This window comes from Citrobacter sp. W9 (genome assembly GCF_026719375.1).
Taxonomy (GTDB): domain Bacteria; phylum Pseudomonadota; class Gammaproteobacteria; order Enterobacterales; family Enterobacteriaceae; genus Citrobacter; species Citrobacter werkmanii.
Genome location: NZ_JAPPTE010000026.1, coordinates 21,442 through 37,786 on the forward strand (window position 1 = coordinate 21,442; position 16,345 = coordinate 37,786).

A 16,345-nucleotide genomic window follows, 5' to 3' on the forward strand; every position below is an offset into this window, starting at 1 on the left:
GGTGTGGCAAGTGCCGGATACAGTGTGCCATCCAGTCGCACCATACCCTGTAGGTGTTCCCCCGCTGACTGTACAAGCAGCAGGTCTAACTGGTTTGACTGTGTGTCCATGGAGGCCATAACGGGTATCAACCTGTCTGGGGCGTCTGTGGATGGTGGCAAAATGCTTGCTGCAGCTACCGGTGACTTCACCGGGTGCCTGTCTTCACCCAGATAAAACTGACGTTCTTCCAGGCGAGGTGGCAACTTCAGGTCTGTGGTGTACTCGGGCCAGGCCTGACGGATTTGCTGAGTGAGACGGCCAAACGTATCGACCGGAAAAACTTGCAGGGGTTGCCCCTGCTCTGGCCGATCGTGTGCCACGGCAAGGCCCGTCGAGGCGGATGTCAATGACCAGTTATTCTTTACGCGTTCATTTTCCTCTCCTGGTACATGCCAGCTGTCACGGGAGTTAAGCGTCAGTGTAACCACATCACCGGTTTTGTGGTTTTCGATAAGTTTTCTTAAATCCTGTCCCCAGTAGGTATGACTCCCTCCACGGTTCTGTAGCTCGATAAAGAAGCTCCCACCCTTTTTCTCTTTATTTTCGTAGGTCGCCTCGCCAAAGTTTTTCAATACCGCCGTGATGCTTTGCCCTGGCTTCAGTGCGGAGGGCGCTGGTTCAGCGGGCATTTCCGGGACCCGGATACTGTCGGCAGCCTTTGACGCGACAGCCTCAGTAATAGCCTCAGTAGAGGATGAAAACGCCGGCTGAGGCGCGCCGGGTTCTTGTGCCTGTGATACCGGGTTCGGTGATGCAGGGGGTGTTGGTGTGTCTGGCGCGTTAGAGGAAGCAGCTTCGGGTGCGGCTGTTGCCGATGACTGTGGTGGTGCGGCATCAGGTGATGGTGTCTGCCGATTCAGATCTGGCGTAGGTATATGCGTTGTGATTGAATCACTGGTCGTCCCCATCTGTTGCCGAAGTGCCTCAAGTTGAGCGCGCTGTGCAGGCAACTTCATGCGGATATCGAGGTCATTTTCGATAATGAGCCGCATAGCCTGCTCTTTAAACTCCATACTGCCGGTTAGCTCCACCACGCCGCCGTAAAAGCGGGATGCAACCGCCAGCGCGGCGAGTACCCTTCGTTTGTCCTGACTTGCACCGTTACACATTTCGAGGCGGTTGCCGAGATCGCGAAAGGCATCTTCTCCGTCGAGGCGGTAGAGCACCGTGTTGTCGCGCTGCTCTTCTGTTGACAAGGCTTTGATGATTTTATCCAGATCTTCCCGCTGCAGCGGTTCCGGTCTTCGCGGCCCATAGACAAGCCCATCCGCTTCATTCACCTCATTCTCTGCAGTTTTCGTCGGGTTTGGATTCAGTTCTGGCATGTCTGCATCTGCGTTGGCTGTCTGTGCCTGTTCCTGTTTTTTCCCGGTTAATGGTGCTCCGGGGGACTGTGGAGGGATTGGTAATTCAGACGAGACCGGCGCCGTGGGCTCAGCGTTTTTATCATGCAATGCAGCCTCAGGTTTTACAGCCTGTTCATCCGTTTCCTGCAGTTCCTGGGCTGTAAATTGTTCCTGTGCAGGCTTATGGGGTAAGTCGTCAGACTGACTGTGCATCCATTCACCAAACTGTGGGTCGTCCATTTGCGCGCGTATGTCTGCATAATCATCCAGGTCAGGTAACGGTGCATACGATCCTGCTTCGGCGACGCTCTGGCTACTCTGACCGATATCATCGGGAGATGTCACGAGCGTCCCATCCGGGTTGCTCTGCGTATCAGGAATTAAAACGTCAGATTCTATTGGGGGCATGGGGGATGGCTCATCGCGTACATCTGCAGGTTGAGGTTGTTCCGGCTCAGTCGGCGCGGGATTCTGTTCGTTGGCAGGAATTGCCGGCTCTGGTTTATTGGGTTCAGCAACGAATTTCTGGTCAGGGTTTATGTTTACAACAGCACTATCAATAATGCGACCCAGTTGCGCAGCGCTATCATCGTGATTCAGGTCAAGGCTTCTTATTGCCTCCGCATATAGTCGGTTTAAGGGGGTAATATTTGTTTTTCTATCAGGGGGACTATCAATAGTTTTAACGAATGTATGTGTAAGTAGAGCTGTCAACCTTTCAGCTTCTTCGGGCCGGTTTTGAGCCACTGTAAGATTTATTAGTTCAGAACGGATGGCTTCATAATGTATTGAAAGATTCTGTTCCTTTTGCAATATATTTGACAATCTTGATGCATCCTGAGCAACGTTACTTAATGCCTTGTCTATATATTGCGTCATTTCTGCTTTTATATTTCCACCTGCTGAGCGCAAACGAATATTATCAATTAAATCCGTATTGATAATAGCGACATAACTATTGTCTTTTAATGCATCAATTCCTGCTTCTTTCAGAATGCTCATCCCCTGAGGGCTGCTGGCGAAGTTAAGAAAGGTGTCATCTATCGCCTTGCTGTCAGCGAGTTTATTTCCAAGCTCGGAGCGAGAAATGCTCTCGTTTTCATTGAGTTGCTGATGCCCCGAATTTCCAGCTTCTCTGATTCGTGCCCGCAGTTCTTCTGTTAATGTGGAATTATCCCAACGGTCTAAAACAACAGACTCAGAAGGGATCTCTAATTCATATACGTGATAGTCCTTATGATTTATTTCCTCCATTACATAGTGCACGCCTAAAACAGACGTATCAGTATAAAAACCTCTCCCCACGAGGTTTTGACCTAATCCTATTTTTTCAGAATCAATGGCACTGAAGGCTGCAGGTGAACCATGAAACAAAGTTATCGTTTCACGCCCGGCTTTATGTGACGCCTGGTTTTCTGGAGGCTGCACTGGTGCCTCCGTCGCTGGTTTTTCTGCTGCAGTGGCCTCGGCCAACTCACTGACGGTATGTTCACGGGCGATGTCATTATCGGATATATGTGCGATATCCGGAGATTCATGATTATCCATAGCAGTTTCCTGAACAGGGGTGAAGACGAGACCGCCCTCTACAAAGGCGTTACGGGTTTGTGAGTTTGTGTTGAATGGGGTTTCTATCCCCATAGCGTGAAGCTGAACATTGATGAGATGCCTGGCGAGGTCTTTTCCTCTGCTGAGGATTAAATCGTTGAAGTCAGTAAGGTTTTGTTCAAGCTCCGTCGGTGTAAATGCTGGTGCTATTACCTCTCCGTTCGTCAGTTCGGCGGCCTTGGTGGCACTTAGGATGCCCTTATTCTCTGGCTCACCAGTCTGCGGGTTTTTTAATTGATGGTCGTTGTCAGCGCAGAAGATAAATTGACTGTCTGGCCAGACGGCACGGGCGTTCTGACCAACGGCAATCATGTTTCCCGCATCAATAGTCATCAGTACCGGCAGGCCTGATGCCTCATGTATGGAGGCTGCTGTGGCATATCCTTCAGCAAACAACAGCGGCTTGCCGTTCTGCGGGGTCCCGAGAGCAAACCAGTTACCTGTTTTCTCACTGTCTTTAAGGATCCGGGCGTCTTTCCCACCGGTAAGTGGAATACGCTGGTAAGAACGAATGTCGCCATGCGCGTTGCTGAAGGGGATAACAAGCTCTTGTTTTTCGTTGATTCTTATACCCGGAGCGGCCTCTACTCCCTTGCGGGTCAGATAGGTGTTTGTTGTAGCCTGCGGGTACCGGTCAACGTATCGGGCTGCATATTCCGCCTGACGGTTATACTGCAGCTCAAGAGCACGTGCATTGTCTTCACGGGTTTGCTGGGCATGAGCACGGAGATGTAGGCGCGCAAGCGGGTCCATCTCGCCACCACCTGAAAACACCCACTGCGTTGGTTTAGCGTCGGCGCTGCGATAATCGCGATACCATCCGGCAGGGCGCCCGTCCAGGTATGCTTTGTAAGCTCCGCTTTTGGAACCCTTCCTGTCCTGTTTCGTCGGTACACGCTGAAGGCTGCCATCCATCACGGGCAGCCCTTTAACCATCAGCCCTGCTTCTTCGAGTTTTTGTGCAAACTCTGTTACCGGGTCTTCTGCATTCATCGACAGTTCGTGTGGTCGGGGCATCCATCGTTCGAACTTGTTCAGGTCGGCACCTGGTCGGGCATACCAGAGCCGGTGTTCATTGTCCCATTCAAGTGCTTTCTGGCCATTATCCAAACGCGGATGGGCATTGATGGCGTCGTCCTTCTCTTCGTGAGGTACGGCAAGCCATATACGGTGACTTTTTTGCATGGTCACAATCCTGGAAGATATAGAGGGGGAAGCGCGTAAGCGCTGTGGAGAACTGGCGTGTCAGACTGGGCTCAGAGACCGGTCCAGTCTCGCGGCGTTTCGATGAAGTGTCGGTACCACCAGGGGCGACCGGAGGCAATCTTTCCCCTGAAGGTACTAATCACGCGCAGGCAGATGGCACGTACACTCCAGCCAAAGAAATTCAGTGCAACAAAGAATCCCAGAATGGCGGAACAGATATACAGCGTGTTCATGGATGGCCAGCGAAACCAGATCAGATACAGCAGCAGGAACGGCAGCGGAATACCAAAAAAGCTGACCGGCGGAGTGGCATAACGCCAGAATCCTTCTCGTTTCATTGCGTGAGTTCCTTACCTGACAGATAGAGCGCTGCTTCATCTCTGTCTATGTCCCCTGTTACGAAACCTTCCCGCACTTGATCGACAATACGCCGCTTTTCCATCCTTAGAATGGTGTCGATGTGCGCCGGCCACTTTTCTGAAGGAATATTCTGAAGCGCATCGCGTAAGTCATCGTCGAATACGATGTATTCCCGAAGGGCACGACGTTTGCCGTCAGTCGTTTTGACAAGTACCTGGACTGCGATGAAACGCAACATACCAAGCAGCTCCCACGCACGCGCATCTCGAATTTGAGGCGGGAACAAACCAAGTAATCGGTTCAGGGTTTCACCTGGCGACTTAGAGTGCAGAGTCCCGATAGTCATGTGCCCGCTTTCCCCGGCCTGAACAGCGGCTTCTGCTGTTTCAGTATCGCGGATCTCCCCGATACCGATGACCTCCGGGTTACGGCGCATGGCGGAGCGAAGCCCATCGGCAAAACTTGCCACGTCACGGCCTACCTGAGCCTGATGTGGTGGCAGAAGGTCATCGGGACGGCCAAGAATGTACTCAACCGGATCTTCGTAGGTCACTATCTTGCGGTCAGGTTGAGTGTTCTGACAGTGTCGATACAACGCCGCCTGAAGCGTTGATTTTCCGGAACCTGTTTCGCCGCAGATGAGACCCAGCCCTGTTTTTGGCAACATGGAGGCTGCCAGTACAGGCTCTATACCCATCTTCAGAAAGTCGGGAATGATATGTGGGATAACGCGCAGAGTGACGGATAATGCCTTTTCTTCCCGGGCAGAGGTTCCCTGAATAATGTGTGCGCGCAGTCGCACGCGTTCACCCCGCTTCAGGCCATGACGCCCGTGCATGTCTCCGTCGATCTGGATGGCTCTGTCCGACGGTTTACCTCCCTGCACTCTAGGGCGCACTTCTGGTCCCAGCAGGTCATCAAGCATATTGCCGAGCATGGTATTCGGCAGTACGGTGTCGGAGACTCTCTCACGCCGACCATAACGACTAACAGAAACTGGAGAGCCACCGACCAGGTCCACGTCACTTACAGCCTGTGCTGAGCACCAGGCAAAAAATGCCCTGAACTCGTCGGCGGTGAAGGCTCCACTGAATGGAAAAATCCCGAACTTATCTGGGATAAGAGATGTGTTCACTAGAAAACTCCTTACTGAATGGTAACAGACGGGCGCCAGCGGGACTTCTGGAGTTCAAACGACGCATGTGATTTGAGTCGGCGTACGCGATCGCCAGTAACGAGTTTCTGGCCACTGCCGGTTACAGTCTGTTGTTGTTCGGTAACTTCCGGTCGGGAAATCATGCCCCGACGCCAGAGCAGGGAGTAAAGCATCATGCCCCGATAATCACGGGTGAGCTGATTCATACTGGCTTCAAGGGTCAGGTCGGCATTTGCGCGACCTTCCTGCCAGCCTTTTTTCAGCGCGTCTTCCCATACCTTTCTCTGAGAGCTGTCTTCCGGCACGACCAGTCCTTCTGTGCCCGGGGTTGCCGTGGTGGCCAGCCCGCGAAGTAACCAACTGCGCCAACTGGGCGGGTTACTGACAAATCTCTCCGGTCGGATAATGGTCCAAACCTTTGAGGCGGTGCGGATTTGATTAGGAGTGATGTGTGCAACGTCCTGCGCTTCATCGATAACCGGCGGCAGCCAGCCCTCAGGGCTGATAAGCGGCCGGAAATCGTAAAGGGCATTGAGGGTGGACTCGCGGGCATTTAGCGCCTGGGTCAACTCCCACGCACGCTGAGATTTACCCCCCCGAAATCCCAGTGTTCTGCCGGCATCAGTAAGCATCTGCCAGCGAGTTTCGGAAATACTGTCTGGTCTTTGTCGCTCCGGATTGAGCCAGGCCTGCATATCCGGTGGAGGAACACTCGCATCAGTTGTTGGCGCAGGACGCTCGGTGGCACAACCGGTCAGGAGCAGCGCAGGGAAAAGTAATAAGAGAAAATATTTCATTTCTTACTTGTCTCCGGTTGCATGAAATTGAGCTGCAGCAGTCCTGGATACTGATTCAGGGTAGCTCGCCATGCTGTCTGCGCTTCAATCACGCGCAGCACGTTGCTGAACGTCATACCCCGAACGTGTAGCGTTACGGGTAAGGGCAGACGCACGCCGCTGTAGTTGAACTGCAGGCCGCGTGCACGCGCCAGTTCAGCCAGCAACTCCACAGCATCACCTTCCCAGTCGAAGGAAACGTCAGCACTGTTGGTACGTATGATTTCCATGGACGATGGTACAATTTTCGAACCGGACCAAAGACCGTTATTCCACATCTGATATTGCGTGTGACGGGCAACGGCGACGGATGATGCTGCGCCGTAGCGGTCAGGAGAAACAGAAGCTGGAGGCGTCGATGGCGGAATCCAGGGCTGGCAGCCGGCAAGAAGAGAGATAGCCAGCACGCCGGGAAGAATTAAGTAGTTCATAGTAGTTACCTTGCCGGGAGGGCGACTGAGGTTAAAGCCAGAAGATTCAGGGATACGGAGTTTTGCAGACGGTTGAGATATTGATCGGAAGTAAACGGCAGAGGAAGCCCATTGCGGGCTTCCCTATGATTATCAGAACGTGAACTGCAACTGCGCAACCGCGCCGTAGGTACGATCAGTTCCGGCTATACCGGTAAGGTCCAGGTGTACTACATCAAACGGTGAGAAGCCCAGACCTGCGGTGAAGGCGTTACCCTCGCTGGAGACCATGTTCTGGCGATAACCAGCACGAACCTGCATCCAGCTCCAGGCGTTCAACTCAGCCCCTACACTGGCGAACTGGCGTTTGTCATCTCGCTCAAAACGGCTGGCTTCGGTCAGATCCACATCGAGTGCGGTAGTCAGGACGTTGTTGCTCCAGGCGACGCCAGCAGTGGCTTGAGGTTTCACTTTGAACGTTTCTTTCTCGCCGTTCACTTCTTTAGTGTCAACACTGCGGGCAATGATGTTCTGTACCGCCAGACCTAGCATCCAGTTATCTCCGAGGTTTGTGGCCAGACCGATGTCGGCGTTAAATCCGGTTTTGGTGTTGTGGTAATCGTCTGAGTTCACGTCATTTTTGTCGAAGTCGTTTACCGTTGCGCTGTAATTGAAAAGATCGATTCGCTGATACTTGGGTGTAATGCCTAGTGACCAGCTGTGTCCTGCCGTTTCAAATTCATGCGCCATAGCCACACCTACGTCGGTGATGACGGCCGCCCGACCATAGGCTCGGGACGTTAGTGCATCTTTGTCTACCGCATCCGCCGGTATGGCCCCGCTTGCGATTTTGTCGAGATACTGCAGATCGTGGTCGCTGACCGTGCCATTTACGGAAACGGTGCCCCAGGATTTCACGACAACAGCAAATGGGAGTACTTTATTCGGGGTGGTGGCAATAACAGATGCCCCGACCTGCCCGTTTGCCTTCACATCTTTCAAATCTTCCAGCTTATTGCGTAACGCGGCAGCGCTTTCGCTAACACCGCTTTGGCTGTCGACAGCATTGTCAAAATTGTTCCACAGATCTTTCACGTCATCGGCAGTATCTATGGCCTTATCGGGGTCTGCCACCTGGACACCCACGGACGGCAGCACCAGACTGAAGTCATCATTCGCGCCAAACTTCGTCAGGAGTGCCGGGTTGGATAAGGCAGCAGTGCCGTAGTGTGCAGAGGCCACGCCGGTGCCCCCCATGGCATCGCTGCGGGCTTCCATGTAGGAGGTTGCTGCACCTGCATGAAAAGCCATCATGATGGCGGAAGAAATCAGTGTTTTTGCAATGTAAGTCTTTTTCATCATTAAATTTCCTGTAATCAAGTCTGGATTTTGAGCAAAAGAAGGTCTTGATGCGGCAGCATCAAAAATTTCTTTTTCTTTTTTAATTCAATATTTCTGCGTGGTTTAAAGCTGTTTGAATATAAGTGCAGGTAGCGTTATTCCTTGTTCAAGCGCTGTGGATAGTCCCTTGCTGACCGTGACGGTGCGCAGAGTGCCTGTTGCGGCATGTTCCATGAGGAGGCGTTCTTTCCAGTATTTTTGCTCTTTATTCAGAACGAGCGGAATAATGGATAACACCGGGAAATATGTCAGCAGTGATGAAGAAATTTTCTTCTTAATTAATATGCCGGTTTGTTCCTGATATTCATCCTCACCTGTATGTTCGGTTGTCCAGAAAATAACGCTGTCATTATTATTCTCATCTGAAGGAATTATTATCTTCCGTAAGGCATCTTCCGTTTGTGGCCATTGATGTCGAGCCAGGGTGGTGTCGACCGTTGGAACATTCCTGCCTAACAACCAGTCCGGTGAAACGAAAAACCACTGAGCGAGCGCCTGCAGGAGCGGAGTGGACAGATAGTCCATCGTTCGTTCCCTGTCCTGCAGTACGCTCACCCGAACATTCCATGACGAAAGCAACTCTGCGATATCAGTCGGGTCAAGCTCATGTGCCTGCATTAGCACCTCAAAGCGATCGATGATACTAAGCGCGGTATTGCTGAACGGCAGGAAAATATCTCGCAGAGAACCTTCTATAACCAGATTCAGTAGCTCCGATTGAGATATCCCAATCTTGCCGGATAACTCATCAATCAGCTGGCGGGTGCCGGGCCTCATTCGGAGTGACGTGGTCTGCATAGGCTTCTTTTCATTGCGTTGAAGCAGTTCTGCAATCCTGTTCCGATCAAGGTCGGGGAGCGCCAGAAGCGAGGTGAAAATTGCGGTAAGACTGTTTGCCACGTGGCCCCCTTAAGTAAAATTACATCTTGCGGTTCAGTGAGTTAAAGAATAATTAATCGTGACGCGCATGTATAACGAGTTAATTCGATCTTGTAGATCGACTGCGTTTGCGTGTGCGTTTTAATTGCGTTTGTGTATTGTCGTTTTAACTCGTTCTCCGGCGCGGTCGAATGAGCACAAGCACGCCGGTTTCCGGTACGGTAATCCAGCGCCATTCCTGTACCAGTGTTTGTAGCCGTATCCCGTTCCTGACGGCAGGAGGAATCGATACTGTGGTCCAGCGCCAGCGGTGTGTATCGTCCATTTTTCCCATCAGGAGGGTCATGCTTTTCATGTGTGCCGGGCGCATCAAATGGGATGTGAAGTACACGGGGGCGCTGTCCCTTTGTAACGCCAGTTGCAACGTGGCAAGAAAACTACGGTGAAAGCGCGCTGCACGATGAAGATTAAGATGACCAACCCGGTCAAATGTCGAAAGGTGCAGGGTAGTGTAATGCTTCTTTCGATGACGAACCGAGGCCGTGCGAAACCCTGTCCAGGGCGTCACGGCACTAACGACTGTCATTACCGGGCAATACAGCAGTAATGTCAGCGGTACTGCTGAAAGGATAATCAGATACACAGTCCCTCCAGGATAAAGGTTACGCCCGGGCCGAGAGAGCCTGGTCGGGGTTAAGCGGACAAATCATGATGTGGTCATTTGTCTTGATAGGGAGTTCCCCTGGTGCAGGGACTCGTTCGCCGCGCTGGGCAGCAAGTGCCAGAGTGCGTAGTAGCAGTTCGCTGGCGCGGGTCAGGGCAAGTTCGCGGGTCGGCGCCGACACCATCAAGTTTTCGAAGTCGCATATCATCACTCTTATGTCACCAGTACTTCCGCAATCCTGTTCTACCAGTGCGGGATAAGGTACGAAGTAGGGGGCAATCTTTTGAGTCTGGCGCCGTCGCGCGTCCAGCTTGCTGACTAGTTGGTAAGCTCTCAAATGGGTGTAGCGTTTAAGCATATTCATCGACCGATGACCCGAAATGGCAGCGACCTCCATAACGTTCAATGTACCGAGCTCGAAAAAGCGACTGATGGCCTCGTGCCGAAGATCATGAAAATGCAGATTTTCGATAGTGAGGGCCTTGAGGGCGAGCCGCCAGGCGCTTTTGAAACCGGATGACGTATATGAAAATACTTTACCTTTGAGCAGGGCCGGCATCATCTGAAGCAGATTGCGTGCCTTACGTGAGAGGGGGACGTCACGCGATGACCCATTCTTGGTGTCTGGCAGGTGTGCGACACCATGCTGCAGGTCAATATATTCCCATTTCAGGTTAAGGATTTCACCCTGACGCATGGCCGTCTCCAGCGCGAGATGAAAGATTATATACAGCATTAAGTTTCGCTCGCGGAAATACCGGGACAGTCTGCGCTCTTCAGTGGATGTCAGGCGGCGATCACGACCTTTTGATACTTTTGGTTTACGCACTAATTCGACCGGATTGCTACGGCAGGTTCCCCATTCCACACGTGCAATACCGAAAAGTGATGACAATAGCGCCAGCTCAAGTCTTACTGTATTACCGGTGATAGGGTTCCCCGTCCTGGGGTTGCGCTGGGTCAGTCTTTCATCACGGTAGGCGGCAATATCAACCGTGGTGATTTCGTCCATATTCCTGCTGGCCAGTGGGTGGCGCTTAATGACGTTGGTTCGGTAAAACTCCTGAAGGTGGCCCTTTTTATGAACAGATACTGATTCGTAATATTTATCGAGGCCACGACTGAGGGGCATTTTTCTAATACGCGCAACGGAAGACATCATTACTCCTAAAAAGGTGAAGAAAATAAAGCCTTAAGAGAAAAATGCAATAATTCTGTCAATCCGGTGCCTGGGCTAATTCTGGGGAAAAAAAAATACAGCGTTACACATGGTCAGTAAATTCAGGGAATAACTACGGCGATATTTGCCAGACTTCCTTGAATTCGAGCGGGTTAACGGCACAAGGTTGGGTCGCCACTGGATCTGATGCTTGTACAGAAGATAACCAAACTTGCACTATAGATAACGTTAGATGTTTTGCAGTCAGACTGAATTAATTAATCTGTCAATCCGGCGTGTGGGGCGGATCTGACAGCTACCCTGTTGGTAGCCCTATTCCGTGGCCTTCCACAACACCCCCACCAGGTTTCTTTTTAATGGCAGGGCAGAGCTTTTCATGCGGTTCTAACCCTAAACTGGCTATTGTTTATCCTGGATGTGTATTACCCGATCTACGCGGCACATTTATACGTGGTTGGGATAATGGGCGCGGCCTCGACAATGGACGAGCTATTCTCAGTTACCAAAAAGACCAAAGTAATATGATCCTTAATACTGGTGGTAGGCTCGAAGGCCATCATAACGGTATGGATCATTACTACTCAAATGGTAGTGAAGTACGCCCTAAGAACGTTGCGTTTAACTACATAGTCAAAGCCGGTTGAGGAAACTGTCAATCCGGTGTCTGGCGCAGGAACATAGGGAGTACAGTTTTAACGGGTTTAATCGGCAACGGGCAACAGATTCCGCTGCCCACAGGTTTTAGCCAAAACCAATGCACCTGGAGTGTCAGCAATAGCGAAAATCCACATGGATGGAAACCAAATTACTTCGCCGGTCAAGTTGCTGCCGTAGATGCAAACCGAGTGGTTACATGCGGCTACTATGATGAATATGTCTTTCACCCAGGCACTAACCGAACGGATTTAACAGGGAAATGCAGCTTCATAATTAGCTGCTCATAAACATGAACTCAACAGAGTCAGTGTGACTGTCAATCCGGCGTGTGGAATAGTGGTTTGAAAATCGGTTTTTTTTCTGTCGCTTCTCCAGTTGGTGTCAACAATATTACATGGGCCAGATATTGTGCTTTAGGGCATTACGGACAAGGTGGTGGATCGCAGATCTACCCAGTAGCCGGGCCGGATGGTGAAGGTAAGTACCTCTGGCAAACTAATACATTAGGCGGTGCTGTTATGATCAACTGTTTCTAACTGTCAATCCGGTGCCTGGCGTTCCCCCTCTCCATCTGATGGTATTTACACCTCTCTCGGAGCGTTTAAAGGCTTTTTTAGTAGCAGCAACACAACTGGAAAGCAGTTTAAAATATATGCCTGGGGAGGCAATCCCCCCCCCAAAAAAATCAACTTTGGTAACTCAGATAACTGTGCCAATACGTTTTCACTGACAGCTACAGTTGGCGGCCTTACTGTTGCACACTCAATCGATGGTAACTCTCAGTGGCAGAAATCTGGAAGTTTTTCATTTGATGTTCCTGATGGCCAATCGTTCTCGATTACATCAAATGGAATGATGGCTTATGGGTGCGATTACGGCAGTTTTAATGTGTTTCGTTTCCAGTAACCCATATCATATGTTGCGTTTAAAAACAGCAGGAGAACCTGCGTACAACGTATTTTCTGGTACATCCGAACGTACTACGCTGTTTGCCGCTATAACGCTGTTATTGCCAATTGTAACGCCCGGTAAAACGACGACGCCTGCTCCTAGCCATACCTTATGGCCAATACTGATTGGAGCCTGAGTAACGCCACTACATCTCAATTCAGGCGAAGTTTCATGGCTGGCTGTCGTCAGTGTGACATTCGGTCCAATCAGGGTATTGTCGCCTATCGAAATTGACGCATGATCGAGGAAGACACATCCAGTGTTGATGTAGACACCTTGACCGATCGTTATGCGACCATATTCATAAAAAAATGGGGGGGTTACTGCGCTTTCGCCAGTTATGACAACCCCTGATTTTTTGAGCAACTTGTTGCGTGATTTTCTTCGAAGATTTGTTGTGTTGAAGAGGTTTCTGGCAGTCGGTACTTTCAACCTGTTTCTTAATGTACTGAAGAGATACGTAAGCATTATTAGCGGCTTCCTTTGCTTGTGCTTGAGGATTTATCCAAGTTTATCATTCAGTTAATTTTTAGCACACCACGCTATTGCGCGCATACACGTTCCACCCGTAACACCACCTCCAGTAACAAGTTGCCAGGCATTATCTGATGGTGATGGCATTGAGGAATCTGGGGCGTTCCACCCGTTACCACCTGTCCAGTTTGAGAGAACCCAGCCACCCGAAATCAATTGTTTTCCGGCAGGACAGTAGGCTTTTGAGTAGACGTATTTGCCACAAGCATCATTTCCTTGAATCATTTCAAATGCTGATACCTTGCCGCTGGACGTCCACGCACCGGATTGACAGGAAAGTACGCCGCCATTGGCATCGCGGCTTATCTGCCCATTCGGGTAACAAGCGATGCCTGCAACATTGATCCGATCCAACTGCAAAACCCCACCTGCTGACAAGTTGCCTGTTGCTTTGACTGTGGCACCAGAAACCTCGTTAGTTGCCGTAATATTGCGTCCGGCGCTAATGTCGCTGTCGGCACGGACCGTTGCTCCTTTTACCTGTGCTCCGGCTGTAATGTTTTGGGTGAAACTACCGTTTGCACCGCTGACATTACTGGTAAAAATACCGTTTGACCCACTGACGTTTCCGCTAAATGTTCCAGTCTGGCCATTAATGGTGCCGACACTGTTCAGGTTGTTACCACCCATGTCGATAGCAGTGTGCATTTTATTCAGATCGGGACGCCCATTTACCTGAAAACGGTACAGCCTGTCGTTGTCCTCCTGCGCACCAGACAGCTCATCTGTTGAGAGGAGTACTGCAATATGTCCATTACCAGAGGTGGCACCGTAACTGCTCAGCAGGATTTTCCAAGAACGCAGGGCACCTGTGGCGGTTTTACCATCATCAATGTAGCCCCCGAAACCGGTTTTGATATCCCTTGATATCAGCCTCAATGCCTTGTCCGGGTATACACTGCCACCGCTGGATACTACCATGCCCTGTAGTAACTCCGTGTTTTGCCCATTCCTGACCAGATAAGTGTTCAAACGCTGACCCTGACTGTTTGTTTCGGTGAAACCGGACGGCAGGAAACCCGTGTTTTTAAGCATGGCCGTAGTTATCACTGTCGGCGCGGTGGTACTGGTTGCGCTTAACAAAGTGGCGTAGTTACGACCGACGTATCCCCGTGCAGCAGCTGCGTATGTACTGATATGGGAGGCTTCAACCTGCCAGTTTTTCTCCTGCTGCCAGTCTTTGTATTTAGTGAGTCCAAAGACGGTCATTGCCATCACAACTATGAGCGCCAGAGCAACATCAAGATTCGCCCAGCCACGATCGTGCTTTTTCATAAGATTGATATCCATACAGGTTGATACAGATTGGATAACTGGAAGAGACTCCCGCTAAGACACAACCAGGGGCCAAGGGGCCCCTCTTTTTTTCCGGACAAATGCCAGGTTAGCAGCCAGAGCATAAAGGCTGCAGCACCAAACAGAGTGGCCAGTGCTGCATCTTTCCCCCCCATCCAGGCCGTCAGACCTGTTATCAGCCATAAATCTCCCCGACCAAGACGCTGATCGCCCCGGTTTATCAGGATACTCAGCAACGTCATCAGGCCGCCCACCACAGCGATTTCCACCAATTGCGTATATACACCTGCAATCGAAACGTCTTTTGTTACTCCCCAAATAAGTCCTCCAAGTAACAGACGTGCTGTGAAAGTACGTGGCAAATATCCACTGACTGCGTCGGTGATACCGGACTGAAGCAGGAAGCCCATCATCATGATGGCAGCAGCCCGATCGGCAATTGGAGTCGGTGACAGGGCAGCGATCATACTGAACGTGGCGAAAAGCCAAATCCCAGCAGTTAGAAGCGAGTTCCGCTCCTTACTATGAGCAGTGGTATCTTCCAGAAAGTCGAGTACTCTCCACATCAGGCATCTGCCAATTAGCGCAAAACCCAGCAGTAACGGCAGGCTCCATGCTGTTGCCAGGCTGGTGACTATGATGGTTCGCATATTCGCTTTCCTTTCTCCTGCCGACAGACTCGAAGGCCTTTCAGTTCCAGATAGAACCCCCAGATACGGTTGGCATACTGTTCGCGAGTTTCGTGCCTGTCCTTACGAAATCCAGCGTTGTAAGACCCGAGGCAATTCCATGTCACACCACATACCTGAAAGTGGCTGGCCAGTATCCACGCCCCGATCTGAATATTCAGACAGGGTCGTTTCAGCAGGTCTTCTGCACTCTGGATGATGCCCATTCGGATGAGCTTTGGCACATGGGTTGAATTTATCTGCATCAACCCATAGTCCGTGCTGACCGGATTGCCCTTTTTATCCCTGTTAGTGTTTGTGACCCATGGTCGGAGCCAGGACTCCCCTTTGGCCATTGCCTTAAGCAGCAGTGGCTCTATCTGGTATCGGGCACCGGCACTATTAAAGCAGGCATCAAACGTATCAGGAGGGGAGTTCGAACTGGCCATCAATGGACCTGGGGAAAGGGAAAAAATGAGCAGCATCATTGCCAGGTAGCAGGAGAGAATGCGTTCCCTCCGCATATCGTCTCCTTAGCTGTTAAGCGTGAAGATCAGCTTGTTAGTACCGGTACTCCCATTGTCAGCTGTGCATTGTGCGCTGGCTTCTTCGGTTGTCACGATTCCATCACTGTGTGCCGTGGAGTTGACGGTAATGGCATCAGCAATTTTGGCTCGGCTGAGCTGTGTGGCGAGCGAGACGCAGGCATCCTGAGGAACCATTTCGTAGGTCAATGAGAATCCGTTTGAGAATCCAGACACGGTTACAGGTGACAGTGTCACTGCACCACCCCATCCATTGTAAAGTGTGGCAGTCCCTGAAGAGGCTGTACCCCGTACAGTCATACTTTTAGGCTGGACTTTCATCTGGATAAGCGCGCCCATCATTTTGGCTCCGGAAGTGAATGTGTAACCATCTCCCCCTTTCAGCAGGTTTTGTGTACTGGTGATGAGAGATTGAATATTCGATGATTCCTTACCCACGTTGACGTTATTTTTGAGGGCGAAGTATCCCGCCAGCACAAGGCCGATGACGACCAGGACGATCAGGGCAATACTCCCCTGTTCCAGAAACCCCCAGCCTCGATGGTGCAACACTGTCTTAACCGGTTTGTATGTCTGAGAAGTTGATTCGGAATTAAATTGCATGAT

At 51.0% G+C, this 16,345-nt stretch carries 13 protein-coding genes and 2 pseudogenes; 1 reads left to right on the forward strand and 14 read right to left on the reverse strand.

Going from position 1 to position 16,345, the window contains the following annotated elements; all coding sequences use genetic code 11:
* Positions 1–965 precede the first annotated feature (965 nt).
* The 9 genes and pseudogenes from OOJ59_RS24440 to OOJ59_RS24480 all read right to left on the reverse strand — a co-directional run.
* A pseudogene (locus OOJ59_RS24440) lies at positions 966–4,181 on the reverse strand (LPD7 domain-containing protein); the annotation flags it as partial.
* A 71-nt stretch (positions 4,182–4,252) separates the two neighbouring features.
* On the reverse strand, positions 4,253–4,540 hold the full coding sequence (locus OOJ59_RS24445; protein WP_048227635.1) for a hypothetical protein: 288 nt from the start codon (positions 4,538–4,540) through the stop codon (positions 4,253–4,255).
* The gene (gene traJ / locus OOJ59_RS24450) at positions 4,537–5,697 is read right to left on the reverse strand and encodes a plasmid transfer ATPase TraJ (protein WP_048227634.1); all 1,161 of its coding nucleotides are present in this window, start codon (positions 5,695–5,697) and stop codon (positions 4,537–4,539) included. The genes OOJ59_RS24445 and traJ overlap by 4 nt, the downstream gene beginning before the upstream one ends.
* Positions 5,698–5,708: 11 nt before the next feature.
* A complete protein-coding gene (locus tag OOJ59_RS24455; RefSeq protein WP_048227633.1) occupies positions 5,709–6,515 on the reverse strand; it encodes a type IV secretory system conjugative DNA transfer family protein in 807 nt (268 codons plus the stop codon).
* The gene (locus OOJ59_RS24460) at positions 6,512–6,985 is read right to left on the reverse strand and encodes a DotD/TraH family lipoprotein (protein WP_048227632.1); all 474 of its coding nucleotides are present in this window, start codon (positions 6,983–6,985) and stop codon (positions 6,512–6,514) included. Before OOJ59_RS24460 ends, OOJ59_RS24455 begins: the two co-directional genes overlap by 4 nt.
* Before the next feature lie 132 nt (positions 6,986–7,117).
* Positions 7,118–8,326: a conjugal transfer protein TraF gene (locus OOJ59_RS24465; protein WP_099530103.1), complete on the reverse strand. Its 1,209-nt coding sequence runs from the start codon at positions 8,324–8,326 to the stop codon at positions 7,118–7,120.
* Positions 8,327–8,428: 102 nt separating this feature from the next.
* Complete coding sequence (locus OOJ59_RS24470; RefSeq protein ID WP_048227630.1) at positions 8,429–9,265, reverse strand: hypothetical protein; 837 nt, start codon at positions 9,263–9,265, stop codon at positions 8,429–8,431.
* Between the two features lie 145 nt (positions 9,266–9,410).
* Positions 9,411–9,887 carry a hypothetical protein gene (locus OOJ59_RS24475; protein WP_145996426.1) on the reverse strand — a complete coding sequence of 159 codons (477 nt, stop codon included), beginning with the start codon at positions 9,885–9,887 and terminating at the stop codon, positions 9,411–9,413.
* A gap of 19 nt (positions 9,888–9,906) precedes the next feature.
* Positions 9,907–11,070, reverse strand: a complete 1,164-nt coding sequence (locus OOJ59_RS24480; RefSeq protein ID WP_370450876.1) for a site-specific integrase — start codon at positions 11,068–11,070, stop codon at positions 9,907–9,909.
* A gap of 275 nt (positions 11,071–11,345) precedes the next feature.
* On the opposite strand from OOJ59_RS24480, the pseudogene OOJ59_RS24485 reads away from it, so the two are divergent.
* Positions 11,346–11,732: pseudogene (locus OOJ59_RS24485) on the forward strand (phage tail protein); the annotation flags it as partial.
* A gap of 925 nt (positions 11,733–12,657) precedes the next feature.
* Here the strand turns inward: OOJ59_RS24485 and OOJ59_RS24490 are convergent.
* The 5 genes from OOJ59_RS24490 to OOJ59_RS24510 all read right to left on the reverse strand — a co-directional run bounded on the left by OOJ59_RS24490 (position 12,658) and on the right by OOJ59_RS24510 (position 16,342).
* Entirely contained in the window at positions 12,658–13,164 is a 507-nt protein-coding gene (locus OOJ59_RS24490) for a sugar O-acetyltransferase (RefSeq protein WP_077223963.1), read from the reverse strand.
* A 54-nt stretch (positions 13,165–13,218) separates the two neighbouring features.
* Entirely contained in the window at positions 13,219–14,520 is a 1,302-nt protein-coding gene (pilV, locus tag OOJ59_RS24495; RefSeq protein ID WP_376741063.1) for a shufflon system plasmid conjugative transfer pilus tip adhesin PilV, read from the reverse strand.
* On the reverse strand, positions 14,502–15,176 hold the full coding sequence (locus tag OOJ59_RS24500) for a prepilin peptidase (protein ID WP_053389052.1): 675 nt from the start codon (positions 15,174–15,176) through the stop codon (positions 14,502–14,504). The genes pilV and OOJ59_RS24500 overlap by 19 nt, the downstream gene beginning before the upstream one ends.
* Positions 15,161–15,643 (reverse strand): lytic transglycosylase domain-containing protein, encoded by a 483-nt coding sequence (locus OOJ59_RS24505; protein ID WP_069325157.1) that lies wholly within the window; start codon positions 15,641–15,643, stop codon positions 15,161–15,163. The genes OOJ59_RS24500 and OOJ59_RS24505 overlap by 16 nt, the downstream gene beginning before the upstream one ends.
* Positions 15,644–15,727: 84 nt before the next feature.
* On the reverse strand, positions 15,728–16,342 hold the full coding sequence (locus tag OOJ59_RS24510; RefSeq protein WP_052463753.1) for a type 4 pilus major pilin: 615 nt from the start codon (positions 16,340–16,342) through the stop codon (positions 15,728–15,730).
* Positions 16,343–16,345 lie beyond the last annotated feature (3 nt).

What these genes read in the sequence shown, in the direction of transcription:
- OOJ59_RS24480 (WP_370450876.1), bottom strand. Translation starts at nt 11,070, where the DNA reads ATGATGTCTTCCGTTGCGCGTATTAGAAAAATGCCCCTCAGTCGTGGC.
- OOJ59_RS24505 (WP_069325157.1), bottom strand. Translation starts at nt 15,643, where the DNA reads ATGGCCAGTTCGAACTCCCCTCCTGATACGTTTGATGCCTGCTTTAAT.
- OOJ59_RS24510 (WP_052463753.1), bottom strand. Translation starts at nt 16,342, where the DNA reads ATGCAATTTAATTCCGAATCAACTTCTCAGACATACAAACCGGTTAAG.
- OOJ59_RS24500 (WP_053389052.1), bottom strand. Translation starts at nt 15,176, where the DNA reads ATGCGAACCATCATAGTCACCAGCCTGGCAACAGCATGGAGCCTGCCG.
- OOJ59_RS24490 (WP_077223963.1), bottom strand. Translation starts at nt 13,164, where the DNA reads ATGCTTACGTATCTCTTCAGTACATTAAGAAACAGGTTGAAAGTACCG.
- pilV (WP_376741063.1), bottom strand. Translation starts at nt 14,520, where the DNA reads ATGGATATCAATCTTATGAAAAAGCACGATCGTGGCTGGGCGAATCTT.
- OOJ59_RS24465 (WP_099530103.1), bottom strand. Translation starts at nt 8,326, where the DNA reads ATGATGAAAAAGACTTACATTGCAAAAACACTGATTTCTTCCGCCATC.
- OOJ59_RS24445 (WP_048227635.1), bottom strand. Translation starts at nt 4,540, where the DNA reads ATGAAACGAGAAGGATTCTGGCGTTATGCCACTCCGCCGGTCAGCTTT.
- OOJ59_RS24460 (WP_048227632.1), bottom strand. Translation starts at nt 6,985, where the DNA reads ATGAACTACTTAATTCTTCCCGGCGTGCTGGCTATCTCTCTTCTTGCC.
- OOJ59_RS24455 (WP_048227633.1), bottom strand. Translation starts at nt 6,515, where the DNA reads ATGAAATATTTTCTCTTATTACTTTTCCCTGCGCTGCTCCTGACCGGT.